The organism is Agrobacterium sp. D14, assembly GCF_001526505.1.
GTDB classification, from domain to species: domain Bacteria; phylum Pseudomonadota; class Alphaproteobacteria; order Rhizobiales; family Rhizobiaceae; genus Agrobacterium; species Agrobacterium leguminum.
In genome coordinates, this window is the sequence record NZ_ASXX01000052.1 from 99,764 (window position 1) to 120,705 (window position 20,942).

The 20,942-nt window shown below is 60.8% G+C and carries 17 protein-coding genes; 2 read left to right on the plus strand and 15 right to left on the minus strand.

What is annotated here, in order from left to right:
• Positions 1–98 precede the first annotated feature (98 nt).
• From L901_RS21670 to L901_RS21730, 13 genes are all read right to left on the minus strand, one after another.
• Positions 99–1,664 carry a LysM peptidoglycan-binding domain-containing M23 family metallopeptidase gene (locus tag L901_RS21670; RefSeq protein WP_059760196.1) on the minus strand — a complete coding sequence of 522 codons (1,566 nt, stop codon included), beginning with the start codon at positions 1,662–1,664 and terminating at the stop codon, positions 99–101.
• Positions 1,665–2,009: 345 nt separating this feature from the next.
• A complete protein-coding gene (locus L901_RS21675; protein WP_059760198.1) occupies positions 2,010–2,663 on the minus strand; it encodes a protein-L-isoaspartate(D-aspartate) O-methyltransferase in 654 nt (217 codons plus the stop codon).
• Positions 2,660–3,430, minus strand: a complete 771-nt coding sequence (gene surE / locus L901_RS21680) for a 5'/3'-nucleotidase SurE (protein WP_020811580.1) — start codon at positions 3,428–3,430, stop codon at positions 2,660–2,662. Before surE ends, L901_RS21675 begins: the two co-directional genes overlap by 4 nt.
• A gap of 206 nt (positions 3,431–3,636) precedes the next feature.
• On the minus strand, positions 3,637–4,920 hold the full coding sequence (gene serS / locus L901_RS21685; RefSeq protein WP_059760200.1) for a serine--tRNA ligase: 1,284 nt from the start codon (positions 4,918–4,920) through the stop codon (positions 3,637–3,639).
• 101 nt (positions 4,921–5,021) lie between these two features.
• A complete protein-coding gene (tatC, locus tag L901_RS21690; RefSeq protein ID WP_003522727.1) occupies positions 5,022–5,825 on the minus strand; it encodes a twin-arginine translocase subunit TatC in 804 nt (267 codons plus the stop codon).
• A complete protein-coding gene (gene tatB, locus L901_RS21695; RefSeq protein ID WP_059760202.1) occupies positions 5,822–6,589 on the minus strand; it encodes a Sec-independent protein translocase protein TatB in 768 nt (255 codons plus the stop codon). The genes tatC and tatB overlap by 4 nt, the downstream gene beginning before the upstream one ends.
• A gap of 157 nt (positions 6,590–6,746) precedes the next feature.
• Positions 6,747–6,953 (minus strand): twin-arginine translocase TatA/TatE family subunit, encoded by a 207-nt coding sequence (locus L901_RS21700; RefSeq protein WP_003509722.1) that lies wholly within the window; start codon positions 6,951–6,953, stop codon positions 6,747–6,749.
• A 128-nt stretch (positions 6,954–7,081) separates the two neighbouring features.
• On the minus strand, positions 7,082–7,816 hold the full coding sequence (gene scpB / locus L901_RS21705; protein WP_059760204.1) for an SMC-Scp complex subunit ScpB: 735 nt from the start codon (positions 7,814–7,816) through the stop codon (positions 7,082–7,084).
• Positions 7,806–8,654, minus strand: a complete 849-nt coding sequence (locus L901_RS21710; RefSeq protein ID WP_003522723.1) for a ScpA family protein — start codon at positions 8,652–8,654, stop codon at positions 7,806–7,808. The genes scpB and L901_RS21710 overlap by 11 nt, the downstream gene beginning before the upstream one ends.
• A 58-nt stretch (positions 8,655–8,712) precedes the next feature.
• Positions 8,713–9,729 (minus strand): beta-N-acetylhexosaminidase, encoded by a 1,017-nt coding sequence (nagZ, locus tag L901_RS21715; protein WP_020811354.1) that lies wholly within the window; start codon positions 9,727–9,729, stop codon positions 8,713–8,715.
• Between the two features lie 261 nt (positions 9,730–9,990).
• Complete coding sequence (locus L901_RS21720) at positions 9,991–13,014, minus strand: SPOR domain-containing protein (protein ID WP_059760205.1); 3,024 nt, start codon at positions 13,012–13,014, stop codon at positions 9,991–9,993.
• Between the two features lie 66 nt (positions 13,015–13,080).
• Positions 13,081–14,838 (minus strand): arginine--tRNA ligase, encoded by a 1,758-nt coding sequence (gene argS, locus L901_RS21725; RefSeq protein ID WP_003522720.1) that lies wholly within the window; start codon positions 14,836–14,838, stop codon positions 13,081–13,083.
• A gap of 75 nt (positions 14,839–14,913) precedes the next feature.
• Positions 14,914–16,131 (minus strand): deoxyguanosinetriphosphate triphosphohydrolase, encoded by a 1,218-nt coding sequence (locus L901_RS21730; protein ID WP_059760463.1) that lies wholly within the window; start codon positions 16,129–16,131, stop codon positions 14,914–14,916.
• Positions 16,132–16,346: 215 nt separating this feature from the next.
• On the opposite strand from L901_RS21730, the gene erpA reads away from it, so the two are divergent.
• Together erpA and xth are read left to right on the plus strand one after the other, a co-directional pair.
• Positions 16,347–16,679, plus strand: a complete 333-nt coding sequence (gene erpA, locus L901_RS21735; RefSeq protein ID WP_020811519.1) for an iron-sulfur cluster insertion protein ErpA — start codon at positions 16,347–16,349, stop codon at positions 16,677–16,679.
• A gap of 311 nt (positions 16,680–16,990) precedes the next feature.
• Entirely contained in the window at positions 16,991–17,788 is a 798-nt protein-coding gene (gene xth, locus L901_RS21740; protein ID WP_059760207.1) for an exodeoxyribonuclease III, read from the plus strand.
• A 58-nt stretch (positions 17,789–17,846) separates the two neighbouring features.
• On the opposite strand, the gene exoR is transcribed toward xth, so the two are convergent.
• Positions 17,847–18,641 carry an exopolysaccharide production regulator ExoR gene (gene exoR, locus L901_RS21745; RefSeq protein ID WP_059760209.1) on the minus strand — a complete coding sequence of 265 codons (795 nt, stop codon included), beginning with the start codon at positions 18,639–18,641 and terminating at the stop codon, positions 17,847–17,849.
• 564 nt (positions 18,642–19,205) lie between these two features.
• Positions 19,206–20,489: an outer membrane protein transport protein gene (locus L901_RS21750; RefSeq protein ID WP_059760211.1), complete on the minus strand. Its 1,284-nt coding sequence runs from the start codon at positions 20,487–20,489 to the stop codon at positions 19,206–19,208.
• Positions 20,490–20,942: the final 453 nt, after the last annotated feature.

Below are 20,942 nucleotides of genomic sequence, written 5' to 3' on the forward strand. Positions count from 1 at the left end.
CCTGCCGCAACGACGACGCAAGCTTCCGTGATCCCCCACCCCAAAAATGAAAAAGCCGGGCTCTTCACCCGGCTTCATCATTCCTTGAGACGCAATACCTATTCAAGGAAACTGGAGGGGTTCACCGGCGTCGCATCCTTGCGAACTTCGAAGTGAACCTGCGGACGCTTGGCGCTGCCGGTCATGCCCGATGTGGCGATGGTCTGGCCGCGCTGCACCTTCTGGCCGCGCTGCACGTCGAGATTGGCGGCATTGCCGTAAACGGTAACCTTGCCGTCGTCATGGCGGACGAGAACCGTGTTGCCGAGCTGCTTCAGGCCGTTGCCCGCATAGATGACCACGCCGTTTTCGGCGGCCTTGATCGGCGTGCCTTCCGGAACGGAGATGTTGATGCCATCGTTGCGGCTGCCTTCGACATTGTCGCCGAAATTGTTGATGACCGCGCCGCGAACCGGCCAGCGATATTTGCCGATGCCCGTGGATTCCGGTGCGACGGAAGCCATGTCGGCCTTTTTCTCGATGTCGCTGACACTGGCGGTGGCCGGTGTGGCAGGCGCAGTCGGAGCCGCGGCAGCAGCCGGCGCCTTGTAGGGCTCAGGCTTGGCGGATGCGGTTTCGACCGGCTTGGCCGCTTCCTTGGCGGGAACGGAAGCCGTCTTGATGGCATCCGTCGAAGCGCCCGGCATATTGAGCGTCTGGCCGATGCGGATGCTTTCGTTGCTGAGACCGTTTGCCGCCTTGAGGGCAGCGACCGACACGCCGTTTTCGCGGGCGATCTTCGCCAGGCTGTCGCCGGGCTGAACCTTGTAGCCACCGGTGGGCGGCAGCGGCTTGCCGCCGGGAGGCGTCAGCTTGCCGGTTTCGGAGGAAACCTTGTCGCGGGCGGCGGCCTGCGACGGCAGCACGGCCACGTTCCCTTCAGGACTACGCAGCGGTGTCGGCTGGTCGCCATTGCGGTTGAGGGCGATATCGCCGGCCGCGTCCTTGGCGGCATTGCGGACCTGACCGAACTTCGGAATGAGGATCGACTGGCCGGCCTGCGCCGAGGATGCGGTCTTCAGACCGTTGACGCGCAGCAGTTCCTTTTCCGGAACGCCGTAGCGGTTGGAGAGGGTCGCGATGCTTTCGCCGGGACGCAGGGTCACGGAGGAAGCGCCATCGGTGTGCCAGCCGTTCTTGTCGGAACGGACGGTTGCGGTGGTCAGATTGTCGGTAACGGGAGCGGCAGCCTGCCGGGCGGGCGCAGCAAGAGACGGCGCGGCCTTGGGCTGAGCGGACGGGAAAGGCTGGGCCATGGCTTCGTTGCGGCTCGACGGATCGCGACTTGCCACCGCCGTCGGCGCCGACAGCTCGGAACGCTGCACCGGAGAGGCCGAAGCCGAGCGGGCCGTGGAAGGCTGAACGCCGCCATAACCACCCGATTGCGGGTATGAATTGCCCGCCATGTTCTGGTTGGCATAACCGCCCTGCGGTGCGGCAGAGGCGTAACCGCCATTCATGTCGCCCTGCGGAACCGGGGCCTGCCCGTAAGCACCGCCGCCCTGACGGGCAGGAATTGACGCCGTGGTCATCTGATCCGGTCCACTGGAAAAGAGGCCGCTGAACCGCGTTGCATCCGAGCTACAGCCCGTTGCGACGCTTGCCAGCAATGCCGCTGCGAACATTTTTGCGACTGATTTTCCGATTTTAGACGAATGTCTCATACGCATGACTCGATCTACACTGACGCCAACCCGCCGCATCGAGACCGATCCGGCACAAATTTCACTTCTTGCAAGGCCCATTTCCCGAGGTGGGGAAAACCATGCGTCGATGTTTATGATTAAAGCGCGTTAGTGTTACCACGCCGTTAAAACGTTAAGCCGTTCAGCGCTTTTTTGACACTTCGATAACCATGACGAAAACCGGATGCGTCATGTTGATACAATAATGATATTAAAAATCAGATAGTTGCGGCAATTCAGAACATTAGGAGACAAAGATAGAATGTCGCCAAAATTTTCATTTTGTCACAAATGACGCGCAATATGAGTGCTGAGCGGCAGGTAAGGCGCCTCGAACAGCTCTTCCTTCTCGAAGCGGCTGCCGGTCTTGGAGAAGCGTGTCATCACGCAGCGCTCGTCTTCGAGAATGATCGGCGCGATCATCATGCCGCCCGAAACGATCTGTTCGGCAAAGAAGCGGGGCATGGTGGTGAAGGCGGCGGTGGAGACGATGCGGTCGAAGGTACCCTCGCCCACCAGGCCGTTGCTGCCATCCGCCTGACGGATGACGACGTTGCGGATGGAGAGATCGTCTAGACAGTTCTGCGCCTGCTGCACCAGCGTCTTGTAACGCTCCAGCGAAAAGACGCGCTCCACCCGGCGCGCGATGATCGCGGTCATGAAACCGCTGCCCGTGCCGATTTCCAGCACGCGCTGGCCGGGTTTCAGCTGCAGCCGGGCAAGGATCTTCACCGCCATGTCGGCGCCTTCCATGAAGGCGCCGCAGTCGATCGGAATCGTGCGGCTGGAATAGGCGTCCGTCGCAAATTGCGGCGGCACGAATTTGGAGCGCGGCGTCTGCTCGACCGCCGTCAGAAGGTCGAGATCGGAAATCCCCTCGCCCCTTAAGCGGAGAACGAGAGCGGCAAAACCTTCCTTTTCGACCATTGCGGATTTCAATCGGCGACTCCGAATCCAAGTGCTTGCGCAACCCGATCCTTCACCGTGTAGTCCGTCAGGTCAAGCTTAAGCGGTGTGACGGAAATCTTGCCATGTTTCAAAGCGTGGATATCGGTGCCTTCGCGGAAGGTGCCGAGACGCTCGCCGAAGCGCAGCCAGTAATAGGGAAAACCGCGGCCATCCTGACGCTCTTCCACCGTCAGGCCGAAATCGAGCTTGCCCTGTCCGGTCACGGAAACGCCCTGCACATCCTTGGGCGCGCAATTGGGGAAATTCAGATTGAGGAACGTGCCGTCAGGCAGATCGACATTCATCAGCTTGCGCAGAAGGTCCGGCGCATAGGTCTCGGCGACTTCCCACGGCACGACGCGACCATCGGCGTGGCTGAACGCCTGGCTGAGCGCAAAGGAGCGCACGCCCTGCAGCGTACCTTCGATGGCGCCGGCAATGGTGCCGGAATAGGTCACGTCATCGGCCATGTTGGCGCCGGCATTGACGCCGGAAAGCACGAGATCCGGCTTTTCCGGCAGGACTTCGCGAATGCCCATGATGACGCAATCGGTCGGCGTGCCGCGCAGCGCGAAATGCTTGTCGGAAACTTTTCGCAGACGCAGCGGTTCGGACAGGGTCAGCGAGTGCGCAAGACCGCTCTGGTCGGTCTCCGGCGCGACGATCCAGACATCGTCGGACAGCGTGCGGGCGATACGCTCCAGCACGGCCAGACCTTCGGCGTGGATACCGTCGTCATTCGTCAGCAAAATCCGCATGTTTTCCTCCGCTGCTGTATCCCACTATGAGGACACAATGATTTCTCTAACAGAAGCACCCCCACGACCGTCATTCCGGCCTTGAGCCGGAATCCAGTCGACGCGCGTCTGCGCGGCGGGAAGAGTCTTTTTCAGCCCAAGGACTTGGGCTGGCTGGATTCCGGCTCAAGGCCGGAATGACGGCCGCGCCCTTAGCAGACGAACAATCAGGCCGCTTTCTCAATCCGCTTCAGACCGCCCATATAGGGCAGCAGCACGTCTGGAATTGTGACGGAACCGTCCTCGTTCAGATAATTTTCGAGAACCGCAATCAGGCAGCGGCCGACGGCCGTGCCGGAGCCGTTCAGCGTGTGCACGAACTTCGTCGCCTTGTCGTCCTTGCCGCGATAGCGCGCATTCATGCGCCGCGCCTGGAAATCGCCGCAGACCGAGCAGGACGAAATTTCGCGATAGGTGTTCTGGCCGGGCAGCCACACTTCCAGATCGTAGGTCTTGCGGGCGCTGAAGCCCATGTCGCCGGTGCAGAGCGTCATGGTGCGGAAATGCAGGCCAAGGCGTTTCAGCACCTCTTCGGCGCAGGCCGTCATGCGCTCATGTTCGGCAACGGCGCTTTCCGCATCGGTGATGGAGACGAGTTCGCACTTCCAGAACTGGTGCTGGCGCAGCATGCCGCGCGTGTCGCGACCGGCCGAGCCCGCTTCCGAACGGAAGGACGGCGTCAGCGCCGTGAAGCGCAGCGGCAACTTCTCCTGATCGAGAATTTCACCGGAGACGAGGTTGGTCAGCGTCACTTCCGCCGTCGGGATCAGCCAGCGGCCATCCGTGGTCCTGAACAGGTCCTCGGTGAATTTCGGCAATTGGCCGGTGCCGAACATCGCCTCGTCGCGCACCATCAGCGGCGAAGACACTTCGGTATAACCGTGCTCGCCGGTGTGCAGGTCGATCATGAACTGGCCGAGCGCCCGTTCCAGACGCGCGAGCTGGCTGGTCAGCACGGTGAAGCGCGCACCGGAAAGCTTGGCGGCGCGCTCGAAATCCATATAGCCGAGCGCTTCGCCGATATCGAAGTGTTCCCTGGCCTCATGGTTCCAGCCGGGCTTCTGGCCGACCACGCGGGCCACCACATTGTCATGCTCGTCATTGCCGTCGGGCACGTCGTCGAAGGGCATGTTGGGCAGGCGCGACAGGGCATCGTTGAGCTCGGCGGTGACCTGACGGTCTTCCTCCTCCGCGCGCGGCATGTTGTCCTTGAGATCGGCGACTTCCGCCTTGAGTTTTTCGGCAAGCTCCATGTTCTTCTGCGCCATGGCGGCGCCGATTTCCTTGGAGGCGGCGTTGCGGCGCGATTGCATGTCCTGCAGGGACTGGATGACGGAACGGCGCTTTTCATCGAGCGCGATCAGGCCGCTGGCGGCGGGCTCCGCGCCACGGCGCGCAAGCGCCGCATCGAAAGCTTCGGGGTTTTCGCGTATCCATTTAATGTCGTGCATCGTCGTTCCAGACCGTTGTTGCATCGTCGCGTTTTACAGCAAAACGCCGGGCATGAGCCCGGCGCGAGGAAATGTCGTGAGCGGCGAGACCTTCAAGAATGTCAGGTCTCCTCCAGCTCCGTGCTTTTGGATTCCGCCGCACGTTTCCTCTCCACGAGTCGAGCCATGTAGATGGAAATCTCGTAGAGAATGATCGCAGGCAGCGCAAGACCGATCTGGGACATGGGATCCGGCGGCGTCAGCACGGCGGCGACCACGAAGGCGAGGACAATCGCGAACTTGCGCTTTTCCCGCAGCCAGTCGCTGGTCAAAAGCCCGACGCGCGCCAGAAGCGTGGTGACGACAGGCAGCTGGAACACCAGACCGAAGGAGAGAACCAGCGTCATGATGAGGCTGAGATATTCCGACACCTTCGGCATCAGCGAAATCGCCACCTCGCCATCCTCGGGCAATTGCTGCATGGCGAGGAAGAACCACATGACCATGGGCGTGAAGAAGAAATAAACGAGCGCCGCACCGATGAGGAAAAGGATCGGCGACGCGATGAGGAACGGCAGGAAAGCCGCCCGTTCGTTCTTGTAGAGACCGGGCGCCACGAATTTATAGAGCTGCGAGGCGACCACCGGAAACGAGATCACCATCGCGCCGAACATGGCGACCTTGATCTGCGTGAAGAAGAATTCCTGCGGCGCGGTATAGATCAGCGACGATTTCGTGACATCGAGGCCTGCCCAGAGAACCGCCCATTTGTAAGGAATGACAAGCAGGTTGAACAGGTGCTTGGCAACGGCGAAACAGGCGATGAAGGCGACGAAGAACGCGCCGAGCGCCCAGATCAGCCGCGTGCGCAACTCCATGAGATGCTCGATGAGCGGCTGCGGCTTGTCCTCGATATCCCCGCTCATGCTTCATCCTTTTTGGGCTTTGCGGCCTTGGTTTTTGCCGTTTTCGCCGGCTTGGTCTCGGCCACGACCGCCTTGTCTGCGGCAGCCTTCCTGACGGCAGCCTTTTTGGCGACGGCCTTCACGGTGGGATTGGAAACAGCGGGCTTCGAAACGGCGGGCTCACTGGTTTTCGCGGCGGTTTTCGTCGCCGGAGCGGTTTCGGGCGTTGCCGCTGCGGCCTTGCTGCGGGCGGCGCGTTTGGGCTTGGCGGCAACCGCTTCGACTTCCACGGTCGCAATCGATTTCGCCCGCGCGCGCTTCGGCTTCTCCTCCGCAGCGACGGCTGCGGCAACCGGCGCGGCGGATACGGCGACAACAGGCGGCGCATCCGGCAGCTTCATCTCCGGCTCAGGCACGCTCACCAGCGGCGCAACCGGCTCGCTTGTGACGGGCGCTGGGGTGGAAGACAGGCCGTCCGGCGGGGTGGTCGCCTTCTGCAGATCGGACTTGATCTCATTGCCAAGCTGGCGAAGCGGGTTCATCGCATCGCGCAGCGAGTTGGTGGGGTTGAGATTGCGGACATCGGAGATGGTCTGGCGCACATCGTCCATGTCGGCCTCTTTGAGGGCCTCGTCGAACTGGGTGCGGAAATCCCCCGCCATCTTGCGAAGGCCGGCCATCGTCTTGCCGAAAGCGCGGATCATGGGCGGCAAGTCCTTCGGCCCGACGACCACGATCAACACGACCGCAATCACCAGAAGCTCGCTCCAGCCGATATCTAACATCAATATGCTCCCGAGACCCTAGCGCATCGGCCCCGAAAATCGGAATCGATTTTCGACCGGAACGATGCGCAACATACAAGTGGTAGAGCGTCCTTGTGCGTCCGAAAGAACGCACGGCGCTCTAGCGCCAGTCCCACACCAAGCGGCGACAGGCCGCTTACTTGATCTCGTCAGCCTTGTGGTCGACGGTCTTCGTGTTGGCATCGGCCGGCGGCGGCGTCTGGTCTTCGTCAGCCATGCCCTTCTTGAAGCTCTTGATGCCCTTTGCGACATCGCCCATCAATTCCGGGATCTTGCCGCGTCCGAAGAGGACGAGAACGATCACCAGCACGATGAGCCAATGCCACACACTAAAAGAACCCATAACTGAAACTCCTGAATTTCGCTTTCAGACGATGTAAGACGTTTGAAAGGCTTTTTCAAACGACAAATCGCCGCTTCGACAGCGAGTGCGCATAAAGTTTTCGTGGCCCCGCCAACAGGATGGCAATATCAGTCGTCGCCATCGCCGCCGCCCGGCGCAAGCAGGCCCAGTTCCTCGAGATCGAGCTGCGTGATCGGGTCTTCGTCCTCACGCAATTCGTCGCTCATCATCGGCAGAGGAACGCCGAAATTGGAGGGAATGCGGCCCGAAAGCAGCCCTGCCCCCTTAAGCTCCTCGAGGCCCGGCAGATCGCGCAATTCCTCAAGGCCGAAATGGTCGAGAAACTCCACCGTGGTGCCGATCGTCACCGGCCTGCCGGGTGTGCGCCTGCGGCCACGGAACCTGACCCAGCCCGCCTCCATCAGCACGTCGAGCGTGCCGCGCGAGGTCTGCACGCCGCGGATTTCCTCGATTTCGGCGCGTGTCACCGGTTGATGATATGCGATAATCGCCAGAACTTCCAGCGCCGCGCGCGACAGCTTCTTCGGCTCCTTTTCCTCGGCGCGGATGACGAAGGAGAGATCGCCGGCGGTGCGGAAGGCCCATTGCCCACCCACCTGCACGAGATTGACGCCCCGCTCCGCATAAAGAACCTTGAGATGCTGGAGAATCGCGACGACATCCATGCCGCGCGGCAGGCGCTCGGCGATGAAAGCCACGGAAACCGGCTCGGACGAGGCAAAGACCAGGGCCTCGGCGATCCGCTCGGCCTCCCTCAGCTGGCGCTCGGAAAATACCGTGGGTTCGGGCTCGCCCCCGTCGGCCGCGATGGTGGCCTCGGCGGTTTCATCGTCATTCATCATTGTCAGTCCTTTCGGCATTCACCGCACGGTCGTCTCGTCCACCCTTACGCATATAAATGGGCTGGAAAGCGCCTTCCTGCCGGATTTGCAGCGAGCCCTCGCGCACCAGCTCCAGCGAAGCGGCAAAGGCGCTGGCAATCGCCGTCACCCGCATGGCGGGATCGGGCACATATTGCAGCAGATACTGATCGAGCACGGTCCATTCCCCGACATCGCCGAGAAGATGGGTCAGAAGCTCACGCGCCTCGACAAGCGACCAGACCTGCCGTTTTTCAATGGTGACCTGGGTAATCGCCTGCCGCTGCCGCAGATTGGCATAGGCGCTCAGGAGATCGTAGAGGTTCGCCTCATAGGCCGAGCGGTTGATATGGGGAATATGCTCCGGCGCGCCACGGGCAAAAACATCGCGGCCGAGCTGGGCGCGGTTGACAAGGCGTTCCGCCGCCTCGCGCATCGCTTCCAGGCGTTTCAGCCGGAAAGCGAGCGTCGCGGCCATTTCCTCGCCCGAGGGACCGTCATCCTTCGATTGCTGCGGAATGAGGAGCTTGGATTTGAGGAAGGCAAGCCACGCCGCCATGACGAGATAATCGGCCGCAAGCTCGATGCGCACGCGGCGCGCGCTTTCCACGAATTGCAGATATTGTTCGGCAAGCGCCAGCACCGAAATGCGCGACAGATCGACCTTCTGCGTGCGGGCAAGATGCAGCAGCAGATCGAGCGGGCCTTCGAAACCCGCGACATCGATGACCAGCCCGGCCTCGCCCGTCAGCCGCTCCGGCGTCACATCCTGCCAGAGCTTGTCCATCGGTGTTGAATTGCGAGACTTGTCTGCGGCCATTGTTCCATCCGCCGGGCGTCCGGCCTGTCGTCCCGAGTAACGGGCCGCCGCCCGACTGTCAGGAAACGGCCCACATGGCGTTGAATTCGGCTCTCAGCTCCGCTTCGTCGGAAGGGTCCGCAACGGGGAAACCCGCTTCCACGGCCCGCACCCGCTCCAGCGAACGGCCGGAAAGAACGGGAACCTCCTTCACGACCTCAAGCATTTCACCCATCACACCGTTGCAATGCAAGACTATATCGCAGCCGCCCGCAACAATATTCGCAGCTCTTTCACCGAGCGTGCCCTTCAGCGCATTCATGGAACTGTCGTCGGACATCAGCAAGCCGTCAAATCCGATCCGGCCGCGAATGATTTCCTCGATCACCTTCGGCGAGGTCGTCGCCGGCCGTTCGCGGTCGACGGCGTTGAACACCAGATGCGCGCTCATCGCCATCAATTCACGGTTCAGCGCCCGGAACGGCACGAAATCATGGGCGTCCAGCTCATCGAGCGGCACATCGACGACCGGCAGCTCATGGTGCGAATCCACCATGCCACGGCCATGGCCCGGCATATGTTTCATGACAGGCAGCATGCCGCCCGCCTTCAGCCCGTCGGCCGCCGCCTGCCCCATCTCGGCCACCATGGTCGGGGTATAGCCATAGGCGCGGTTGCCGATGACATTGCTGGCGCCTTCCACCGGCACATCGAGCACCGGCAGGCAATCGACATTGATGCCAAATTTCATAAGGTCGAAAGCATGCAGGCGCGACATCAACCAGGCAGCACGCAGACCCGCCCCCCGGTCGCGCTCATAGATTTCGCCGAGAATGCGGGCGTTCGGATAGGCCTGCAGGATCGGCGGCTTGATACGCTGCACGCGCCCGCCCTCCTGATCGATCAGCACCGGCGCATCTGGCCGCCCGACGGCATCGCGCATGGCGGCGACGAGATCGGTGATCTGCTGCGGCTCGCCAATGTTGCGCCCGAACAGGATGAAGCCCCACGGCTGCTCATCGCGGTAAAGAGCAATCTCGTCGGCAGTCAGCGAAAGCCCGCTGCATCCGAGGATCATAGCTTTGCAATCGGTCATGGTGTCACGCCTGTTACAGAATAGATGGGAAGAACTTTGCCTGCTCCTCGGCCAATGCCGGGGCGGCGACGTTTACCGTCCGTCACCCCGGCCTCCGAGCCGGGGTCCAGCGCGATCAAGTCCTTGATCGCGTAAGACTCGTTTCACGGCGCAGACGCGCCGTGGCTGGATGCCGGATCAAGTCCGGCATGACGGAGGTTAGGTGCTCCGTCACTGTTGTTAGACAATCAGCGCCGGAGCACTACCCCCGGCGCGTCTCTATCACCGCGCCACGAGGCAGCTACCGCCGGCCGAGCGGAACTTTTCGCACAGCGCCACGGCTTCATTCTTGTCACCCGCCGGGATGCGGACGCGGTAGAACGTGCCCTTGCCGGCGATTTCGGCGGCCTTGATATCGACGCCGCGTCCACCGATGACCGAGCCGAACTTGGCCGACATGTTCTGGTAGGACTTCTGGGCTTCCGCCTGGCTCGGCAGCGAGGCGATCTGGATGTAGTAGCCACCGGGGGAAGGCGTGCTGGTCGCTGCAGGCGTCGCGGCTGCCGTCTGCTGCTGCGCGGCCTGCGGCTGCGCCGGAGCTGTCGCGGGGCGAACATTGCCCTGGTTGGTCACCGTTGCCACCACATTGGCGGGCTGCGAGGACGGACGCGCCGCAGGAAGCGGTGCTGCCGATTGCGCTGCCGGCTTGGCAGCGACGGCAGGCGTATTTGCCTGCGGCTGAGCCTGTTCCGGCGCGACCGGAACCCGCGATGCGGCGATGACGGCGGGAGCGCCCTCACCGGGCTTGGCGGTCTGCGGTGCTGCAAGCTCCTCGACCTTGTCGGCCTTCGGCGGCTGGGCTGCCGGTACCTCGACTTCCTGGGCAACCAGCGTGCCGTCAGGCTTGACGATCATGGTGCGAACCTTGCGCGGCGAAACGCCGGTTGCAGCCGAACCTTCGGTCTGTGCGGCCTTTTCTTCCGGCGAAAGCAGGCGCGGATCCTCGGTTTCGCCAACCGGCGTGCCGGCGGCTTCCACATCCGCGTCGTTTTCGCCTTCCAGCGGCAACTGTTCGGGGATCAGCGTGCGCTGAACCACATCCACCGGCTGCTCGTTGCTGGAAATCAGCGCCGGCTGCTTCGGGTCGGCAGCGCTGCCACCGGCTACGCGGTCATAAACCGCCTTGTCCTGGTTCGGCACAACGCGACCGCCCGGATTTTCCGGCACGACCTTCATCGGATCGTTATCGGCGGAGATGATGACCGGCGCGCCATTGGAACCGGTGCTGGACGAACCGCCGGAGACCAGCGCGTAAACGCCGCCACCGATCAGCACCAGACCGATTGCAGCGGCAACCGGCATGATCCAGCGGCGACCGCCGCGTTCATCTTCCTCACGATAGGCCGCCTGATGGTCGACATAGGTGTTTTCGGCATCGCGCGGGGCGCTGCCACGGGAAGCCGCAGCCTCCTGCATGGAGCGGCGGAAATCCTCTTCCAGCGCCCGTTCGAATTCGTCGGCCTCTTCCGGAGCCTGCGCGGGACGCGCCTGGGCGGCGCCACGGTTTTCCGCATGTTTATGACGGTCGAGACCGCCGGCAACCGCGGGCGCAAACAGCGTCGCAAGCTCGGTATCGATATCGAGTTCTTCCTCGTGGCGGCGCGCGGCCGGCTTGGGTTCGAAAACCCCGACCGGCAGTTCCGGCACGTCCATCTCGACGATGTTTTCCGGATGTTCTTCCGTCTCGCCGATCTGCGAAGGATCGAAAGGCAGGCTTTCCAGCGTCTGCGGCGCGGCCGGCTGCGGTGCTGCGGCGGCCGGACGCGGCTGAACCGCAGCAGCGGCCACGGGTGCGGCAACGGCAACGGGAGCCGGGCGCGGCTGAGGTGCCGGCTGTTCCCTCACCGGCTGCGGCGCAACGGCAGCAGCGGCAACCGGAGCGGCCGGCGGCTGGCGAACGGGCTGCGGTGCGGGCGCAGGCGCAACTTCCGCCTCGGCGATTTCAGACAGGTCCAGATCAAGATCGAGATCGTCGAGCGCAAGCTCGAAATCATCATCGTTGAAGCCGGCGAAATCCGTGAAATCAAGCTCCTCAGCGGGTGCTGCGGGCGCGGCAGCGACAATCGGCGCTGCCTTCACCGGCGCAGCGGCAACCACGGGCGGCTCCACCTTCGCAGCCTGCGCAGCGGGAACGTCCTGAACCAGCGGTGTTTCGCCGCGACCGGGAATGGAATATTTCGCGACGTCGTAAATCAGCTCGTCCATCGGCGAGAGATGTTTCGCTGCCGGCTTCTCGGCAGCCTCGAACGCCAGAGGCTCTGCGGCAGGCGCAAAGGTCTCGGCGACCGGAGGCATATAGGACGGCGCGGTCTCTTCCGCCTGCACGACGGCAGGTGCGGGCTCGACCTGGGGCTCAATACGGGCCGCGGCAGGCTGCTGTTCGGAACGCGGCTCGACCCGCTTCGGATCGGCGGCAGACACATCCCGGCGCGCGCCGAAATTGGCAAGCGGCAGCCGCAGGCTGGAAAATTCCAGCGAGGAACGGCCGCCATGCGACGGCGGACGCACGGAAACCGGTGCGGGCGCCTCCTCGGCGACGGCTATTTCCACCTCATCGGCGAGATCGAAAGCCTGCGGCTCCGGCGCATAGGAATGAACATCGGCGTGAATGTTGCTCGAAACATCGGCCGGAAGCTCCGGCATCGTGTGCCATTCTGGCTCTGCGGGTTCTGCGGCCTGCGGTTCTTCCCATGCAACCTGCTGGGCGGCGGGCTGGCAAACCATCGGCTCGGCGGGACGCGATTGGCGCGAATGCACATCGAAAACTTCCGCCACCGCGGAGGCATCGTCGCGGAAATCCGCGCGAATATCCTGCGTGGTCGTTTCGACATAGTTGTGAATATAGGCCTGATCGACTTCCGGAAGCGGCTCTTCCCTCACCTCCGGTGCGGATGCGGCCACGGGCGCGGGTTCGTCCGCCGGTGCAAGCTCGGGCTCGCGGCGGGCGAAAACCGATTCGACACGCTGCATGAAATCGTTGGGGTGGATGCCCGCACGGACATCGTTTGCCGGATCAAGAACGACCGGATCGGCGTGCGGTGCGTCGTAAACCTCGAATTCCCTCAGAAGCTCATCTTCGAGATTGAATTCGGGCTCGCGGCGGGTCACCGATGGCGCAGCCTCGGAACCCGCATGCGAAGGACGATCTTCGAAGCCGACGATACGCGCCAGTTCTGCCAGAGGATCGTTGTCAGCGAACCCTTCGGACCGGGCGTCCCGGTTATACGCGACATTTTTTTCGACCATTACGTGTTCCACCATCTACGCATTGCAGCACTTGCCAGCGTATTGTGAGCAAATAATGGTGATATGTTATCGCATTTCAGCAGGTGCGTCCGCTCCTAAAAGCGTAAGGCCGGACCTCAAAACATTTGCGACAGCATTCACCAGCCCAAGTCTGGCAATGCTCAATTCTCGGTTTTTATCGTTAATAAAACGTAATTCCGGCTGGTCTTTACCCTTGTTCCAGTGTCCATGGAAGGAACTGGCGAGATCGTAGAGGTAAAAAGCAAGCCGGTGCGGCTCGTGCGAAAGGGCCGCCGATTCGATCAGGCGCGGATATTCCGCAAGCTTTGCAACCAGCTGCAACTCATTGATATCGCTAATCAAAGCAACAGAGGCCGCCATCTCCTCAGCCGAAGGAGAAAGCCCCGGAAACGCTTCCTGCGCCTGCCGGAAGATCGACATGGAGCGGGCATGGGCATATTGCACGTAAAAAACCGGATTATCCTTCGATTGTTCGGTCACTTTCGCGAAATCGAAGTCCAGCGGCTCGGAATTCTTCCGATAAAGCATCATGAATCGCACCGGATCGCGACCCACTTCGTCGACAACATCGCGCAGCGTGACGAAGTCGCCGGAGCGCTTCGACATCTTCACCGGCTCGCCGTCACGGAACAGCTTGACGAGCTGGCACAGAAGTACGGTCAGTTTCGACTTGCCTTCGGAGACGGCGCGCGCGACCGCTTCCAGCCGCTTCACGTAACCGCCATGGTCGGCGCCGAGCACATAGATCATCTCGGAGAAACCACGGTCGAACTTGTTCTTGAAATAAGCAACGTCGGCGGCGAAATAGGTGTAGGAACCGTCCGACTTCATCAGCGCACGGTCCATGTCGTCGCCCACTTCCGTCGAGCGGAACAGCGTCTGTTCGCGGTCTTCCCAGTCTTCCGGCAATTCGCCCTTCGGCGGCGGCAGGGTGCCCTTGTAGACATGGCCCTTGAATGTGAGATCGTTGATGGCCGAGAGGATCGGCCCGCCATTGCCCTCATGCAGCGTGCGCTCCGAGAAGAACACGTCGTGCCGGACGTTGAGCAGCGCCAGATCCTCGCGGATCATCGCCATCATCGCGTCGATCGCCTTGTCCTTGACGATCGGCATCCACTTTTCCTCGGGCATGGCGCGCAGCTTGATGCCATATTCATCCGCCAGCGCCTGGCCGACGGGAACGAGATAGTCGCCGGGATAAAGGCCGGACGGAATGGTACCGATATCTTCGCCGAGCGCCTCGCGGTAACGCAGGAACACCGAACGGGCCAGCACATCGATCTGCGAGCCGGCATCGTTGATGTAATATTCCTTGGTGACGCCATAACCGGCAAAAGCGAGCAGGTTCGCCAGCGTGTCGCCGACGACGGCGCCACGGCAATGGCCGACATGCATCGGGCCTGTCGGATTGGCGGAAACATATTCGACGTTGATCTTCTGGCCCGCACCGATGGTGGAGCGGCCGAAATCGACGCCCTGCCCGATCATGTCGGCCAGCAGACGCTGCCAGTAACCGACGGAAACCTTGAGATTGATGAAGCCCGGACCGGCAACATTGACGCTGTCCACATCGCCATCGGCCTGAAGAGCCGGCACGATGAGTTCTGCCAGCGCGCGCGGATTGGTGCCGAGCGGCTTGGCCAGCACCATGGCGGCATTGGTTGCGACATCGCCGTGGCTGAGATCGCGCGGGGATTCGACGGTAATTCGACTGAAATCGACCTTTTCGCGGTTCTCTTTCACGAGATCAAGGGTCTCGAGCGCGTTTTTGATCCTGGTATCGAAATCGGCAAAAATGTTCATCGTTCCAACCTGCGCGAAGGGCTTCTGTTTATATCCGGCCTTTTAACCGGGTCGGCTTCGCGATCGCCCGCTGCCCTATCGCAAATCGGGGGTGTGGTCAAACAGCCGCTGGTGGGCGCGCAGTGCATAACTGTCGGTCATGCCGGCCAGATAGTCGCCCACATGCCGGGCTTTTGCGGCCACGCTCATGCCGGAAATGCTGTCCACCCAGTAGTGGCTCTGCATTTCCGCCGGCGTTTCCATATAACGGTGGAAAAGATCGGTGACGATCTGTGTCGCGCCGGCGCGGATGCGCATGATTTCCGGATGCCGGTAGATATGGCCGAACAGCAGTTTCTTGATCTGCCGGTCGGTCTCGGCCATTTCCGGCGAGAAGGTCGCAACGGTGAAATCGGCAGCGCGGATATCCGCCGCACTTTTCGGCTTCAGGCGGGCGAGATTCTGCTGCGCAACGCCGATCACATCTTCCACCATATGGGTGATCTGCCGGCGCATGATCTCATTGGCGAAGCGCTCCTTGTCGAGCACCGGATACTTCGCCCGCACCTCGGCCATCAGGCCGCCGAGGAACGGCACTTCCTCCAGCATCTCGAAGGTGAGATAACCGGCACGCAACCCGTCATCGATGTCGTGGGTATTATAGGCGATGTCATCGGCAATCGCCGCCACCTGCGCCTCGAGGCTGGCATAGCTGCCGATTTCCAGATCCTGCAGCTCGCAATATTCGAGGATGGGCAGCGGAACCGGTCCCTTGATCCCCTCGCCCTTGGCATTGACCAGCGGGCCATTGTGCTTGACCAGCCCTTCGAGCGTCTCCCAGGTCAGGTTGATGCCGTCATATTCGGCATAACGGCGCTCCAGCTTGGTGACGATGCGCAGCGACTGGGCGTTATGATCGAAGCCGCCATAGGGCAGCAGCACCGCATCCAGCGCATCCTCGCCCGTATGGCCGAAGGGCGTGTGACCGAAATCATGCACCAGCGCCACGCCTTCGGCCAGATCCTCATCGAGCTTCAGCGCGCGGGCGAGCGCCCGGGCGATCTGCGCCACCTCGATGGTGTGGGTGAGACGCGTACGATAATGGTCGCCGTCAGGGCTGATGAACACCTGCGTCTTGTGCTTCAGGCGGCGAAAGGCCGTCGTGTGGACGATGCGGTCGCGGTCGCGCTGAAACTCCGAGCGCGTCAGGCTTCCGGTTTCGGGAAAAAGACGCCCGCGCGTGGTCCATGGATCCGAGGCGAAAACCGCCCTCTCGCCGCTTCCGAAACCCAATGCGCGCTGGTCTATGATCATGCATCCACCTGTTGTCTTCTCCAGCCGGGACTTCCTTTTGGTCTCGGCCATTGACCTTTTCATTCACCCTTCATACCTATCGCAGAGGTCGGCGCAAAGCATCATCGCCGCGTTGACCGTCTTCACACAGGCTATAGACCGGTAATTTGACCGGTTTATAATGGTGACAACGAGATTATTGCTCTCCGGTTCTTGACCCCGGCAGGAGAAACGACATGGAAAACAGCGACATTACCCTTTCTGAAGCTGCGGCGAAGCGAATCGCCCAGATCGTCGCGGCCGAAGCCGGCAAACAGGCGCTGCGCGTCTCGGTGGAAGGCGGCGGCTGCTCGGGCTTCTCCTACAAGTTCGATCTGGCCGAAGACAAAGCCGATGACGACATCGTGATTGCCCGCGGCGACGCCAAGGTGCTGATCGACAGCCTCTCGGTCGTCTATATGGCCGGCTCCGAAATCGACTTCGTCGACAATCTGCTCGGCCAGTCCTTCCAGATCAAGAACCCGAATGCGGTGGCAAGCTGCGGCTGTGGCACCAGCTTTTCTATTTGAGTGGGAAATACCGGCGTGCAATCCGCACGCCAGTCACCAAGCTTTGAAGTAACTCGCATCTCTCTTCTCTCCTCATTCCTGTGCTTGTCACAGGAATCCAGTCGACGCGCGTCTGCGCGGCGGGAAGAGTCCTTTCAGCCCAAAGACTTGGGCTGGCTGGATTCCTGTGACAAGCACAGGAATGAGGGAGGAAAAACGCAGCGACCCTGCCCGTCCGGCGTCTTTCCACCACATCCGCACCATCAATTTCCAAAAACGGTGGCAATCGCTTTTGCATCGGGTAAAAGTACCCTCGCAAAAGGGAAACTCCGATGAAGATTGCCACCTGGAACATCAACGGCGTCAAGGCGCGTATCGAAAACCTCTGCCAGTGGCTGAAGGATTCATCGCCCGATATCGTCTGCCTTCAGGAAATCAAATCGGTCGACGAGGGTTTTCCCCGGCTGGAGCTGGAGGCGCTCGGCTATCATGTCGAGACCCATGGCCAGAAGGGCTTCAACGGTGTCGCCCTGCTCTCGAAGGTCAAGCCCGACGAGGTCAATCGCGGCCTGCCGGGTGACGATGCCGATGAACAGGCGCGTTTCATCGAAGGCGTGTTTTCCGTCGATGGCGGCGCGATCCGCGTCTGCTCGCTTTACCTGCCGAACGGCAATCCGCCTGACGATCCAGTGAAATATCCCTACAAGCTTGCCTGGATGGAACGGCTGCGGCATTTTGCCGAAGATCGCCTCGCGCTCGAGGAGCCGCTGATCCTTGCGGGCGACTATAACGTCATTCCCGAACCCTTCGATTGCCACGACCCCCGTGTCTGGGAGGGCGACGCCCTGTTCCTGCCGAAAACACGCGCAGCCTTCCGCAGGCTGGAGAATCTGGGTTTCACCGATGCCGCGCGTGCGACGACGGATGAAGCAGGACTTTATTCCTTCTGGGATTATCAGGCCGGGGCATGGCCGAAAAACAATGGCATCCGCATCGATCATCTGATGCTGTCGGCCGAAGCTGCCGACAGGCTGCAATCCGTCAGCATCGAAAAACGTGTACGGGCCTGGGAAAAACCGTCCGACCATGTGCCGGTCTGCGGTTATTTCGATTTCAGTCCGATCAGCTGACCGGCTTCGATCAGACGGAAGAAGCCGCCTCGATCGCCATTCTCAATCCGGCCCATTCTTAATCCGGATCGTTGAACTGCATGTTCTGCGCCATGGCGATGGCGGCGCGGCGATCGTTCTCACCGGCGAGCGAAAAAGCCTGTTCCTGCAGGTTCTGTATCCAGGTGCAGTCCGCCGCCGTGCACTTGTCGAGCGCCGCCGTCATGAAGGCCAGCCCCTGCGTCGTCTGGCCTTCCTGGAAGATCAGGTTGCCGAAAATCGACATGGCGCCGGCATGGCCGTGCTTGCGGGCCTGGTTGAGCCACTTCTTGGCCTGCTGCACATCGGCGCGGCCGCCCTCGCCAGCGAGAATCATCTCCGCCAGACGGAACTGCGCCTCGGCGACGCCAAAGGTGGAAGCAACCTGGAAATAAAGCTGGCGGGCCTGCGACAGGTCCATCTTCACCGGGCTGCCGGGAATGCCGTGACGGTAATAATCGGCAAGGGAAAGCAGCGCATTGACGAAAAAGCCGGTATCGTCCGAACCCGGCTCCACGCCCTGACTGGCGATTTCGCTGTAGATCTTGAAAGCTTCGAAGTCGTTCTTGGCGACGCCATCGCCATAGGCATACATATTGGCAAGCGCCCAGCGCGAGCCGGTATGGCCCTTTTCAGCCGCGTAGCGATAGGCCTCTACGGCTTCGCCCTTGTTGCCGTTCTTGTAGGCCTTGAAGCCGAACTTGAACAGGTCGAAGGGGCCGGATTCCTTGGTCACGCCCGCATTGATGTCAAAAGCCGCAGCAGGCATTGCGAGCGACGCAAGCAACATGCCCATGAGGAGCGGCTTTAAAACGTTGGCTTCACATTTCAGCATTTCAGCGAACTTCTCTTAACTCTTCCCGGCATATAGCCAATACTTGCGGAATACTGCAAAGCCGAACCCCGCCGGGTCGCGATTTTTCGAACACACTGCGTCTTTCCGGCAGCACTTTCCAGCGCACCACCGGTGGTCTTTTGCGGCAAATGCCCTAATTTTCCAGTGAGACAGATATAGGCATAATTTCCGGCAATATAACGGCATTTCACCGTCCACCGGTCAGCGCCAAACAAGAAAGCCGGATGAAATTCCCGTATTACTTGCTTAAACCCTGAATCCAAACCCGTTTTCACTTTCCGGCCTTGCGCACCACCACATCAAACGCCTGCATGTTCTTCCATTCCCGCGTCCCTAAACATAAGCCAAGCACCCTGTTTGTGGCGGGAAATGGACAGATATGCTCACATTCCAACGCGACCACACGCTTGCAGAAAAGTGTTGCCAAATCGTCACAAAACTTTCGGGCTAAAAAATTTTATCGAGCAGGAATCATAGTCGCGCATGAAAAAAGGCCCGGTTGGTAAACCGGACCTTTATTTTAGCATCTACGGAAGGATGATGTCAGAACTTGACCTTCACGCCGGTCGAGATCGCCGCCACGACGTCGCTGCCGAAGCTATAGCCAGCCTCGTCGCCGCAGGTCGCGGTGCCGACGTTGCTGCAGCGGCCGCCGCTGATCGAGGATTCACCCGAGGTCAGCAGGCCGACAGCGCCGGCGATCTTGAACTCGACGTTCGGCGTGGGCGAATAAACGAGCTGGGTGCCGACCATCCAGGTATCGGTCTGCGTGCCGATAACCGTCGATGTGCCACGATCCCAAGTCAGGCTGACAGCGCCGCTCCACTGGTCGTTGAACTTGTGGCCGATACCGCCGGTAACCGTCCAGCCGTCACGATAATAAAGATCGAGCGTGGTGAGCGAGGTGACGCCCGCAATACAGGACGGGACACCGACCTGGCAGAAAGGCACGACCTGAATCTGGCTCCAGTCCGTCCACTTGACCGAACCGAAAGCGAGCCAGTTCGGCGCAATACCGGACTGCACCTTGAGTTCCAGGCTGTCAGGCATGGAAACCGAGCCGTAAACCGGGGTAACCTTGCCGCCGTAAGCGATGAGAGCCGGGCTGCCGGCTGCCGGAAGGCTTCTGAGGTCGACCGTACCGTTCAGATCGTGATCGACCGCGCTGTTATAAACGAGGCTCGTGCGGAAAGCGATTTCCGGTATCTCATAGGCGATACCTGCGCGCCATCCCCAGCCGTCGCCTTCCATATCGAGCTTGCCGACACCGGAATAAATGGAAGGATAAGCCGGACCAAGCGCCGTCGGGGAAATCACCTGGCGGTATTTATAACCGCTGACTTCCTGATAGAAGCCGCCGCCGATGATCGAGAAATCGCCCTTGCCGAGATCGAACTTCACGCGGCAGGTGGTGGCGTAGTTATGCGATTTGACCTTGGTTTCGATATTGTAGCTCGACCCCTGCCAGATGCCGGGGTTCAAATCCGCGCCCCAGGGCTGCGAATAGTCGAACATGCAGTCGCCGAAATCGCCGATGGCCGCCTTGGCGCCAACACGCGTCGACCAGTAGTTTTCAGAATCGTCGGCGGTGGTCGACCAGGAACCGGGCAGCGGACCGCCGCTCTTCAGTGGATTGTCGCGCGCATTCTCTACCTTGCGCTGCGGCGCGACGAAAGTGGCGGAACTGTCGAGAACGTAATCGGACGGATCGAACAGCAGATCGATATTATAGCCGCCGCGCTCAAGGCCACTCGCCAGTGAGGGCGTTACCGCCGCGATGCTGACTGCGAAACATACCGCGCCGCGAAAAATTGCAGTTTTTGCCATCTCTCTCCCCAATCAAGGCAATGTGATCATCAAAAGAGTGAAGCGCTTCGCAGCAAATGACAATCTGCCGCACTCTGGCACAGTTCTGCGACACTTCTCCATTTTTTACGTAAGAATTTCATGTCGATCCCCTTGCATAATCATTTTAGGTTATTTTTCTAATCCAATTGAAGCAATCAGACATAAAATGAAACAAATTCCCACTTGAGACAGGAATTGTCGCCAAATAACCACACTCACGAGTTTCCCGAGGAAACGCGCTTATCAGGCCGTTTTTGTTGGATTTTTCGGCTGTTTCAGAGGTTTTTGGCCGGGCATGGCGTGAAATAATCGCTCTTTCGGGCGCACATGATTCGCCATTGCAGTGCAGCAATCAATCGAGACGGATTGTTACGCAGAAACAAAAAACGCCCCGTTTCGAACGGGGCGTTTTTCTTTCCATAAAAGAGCCGG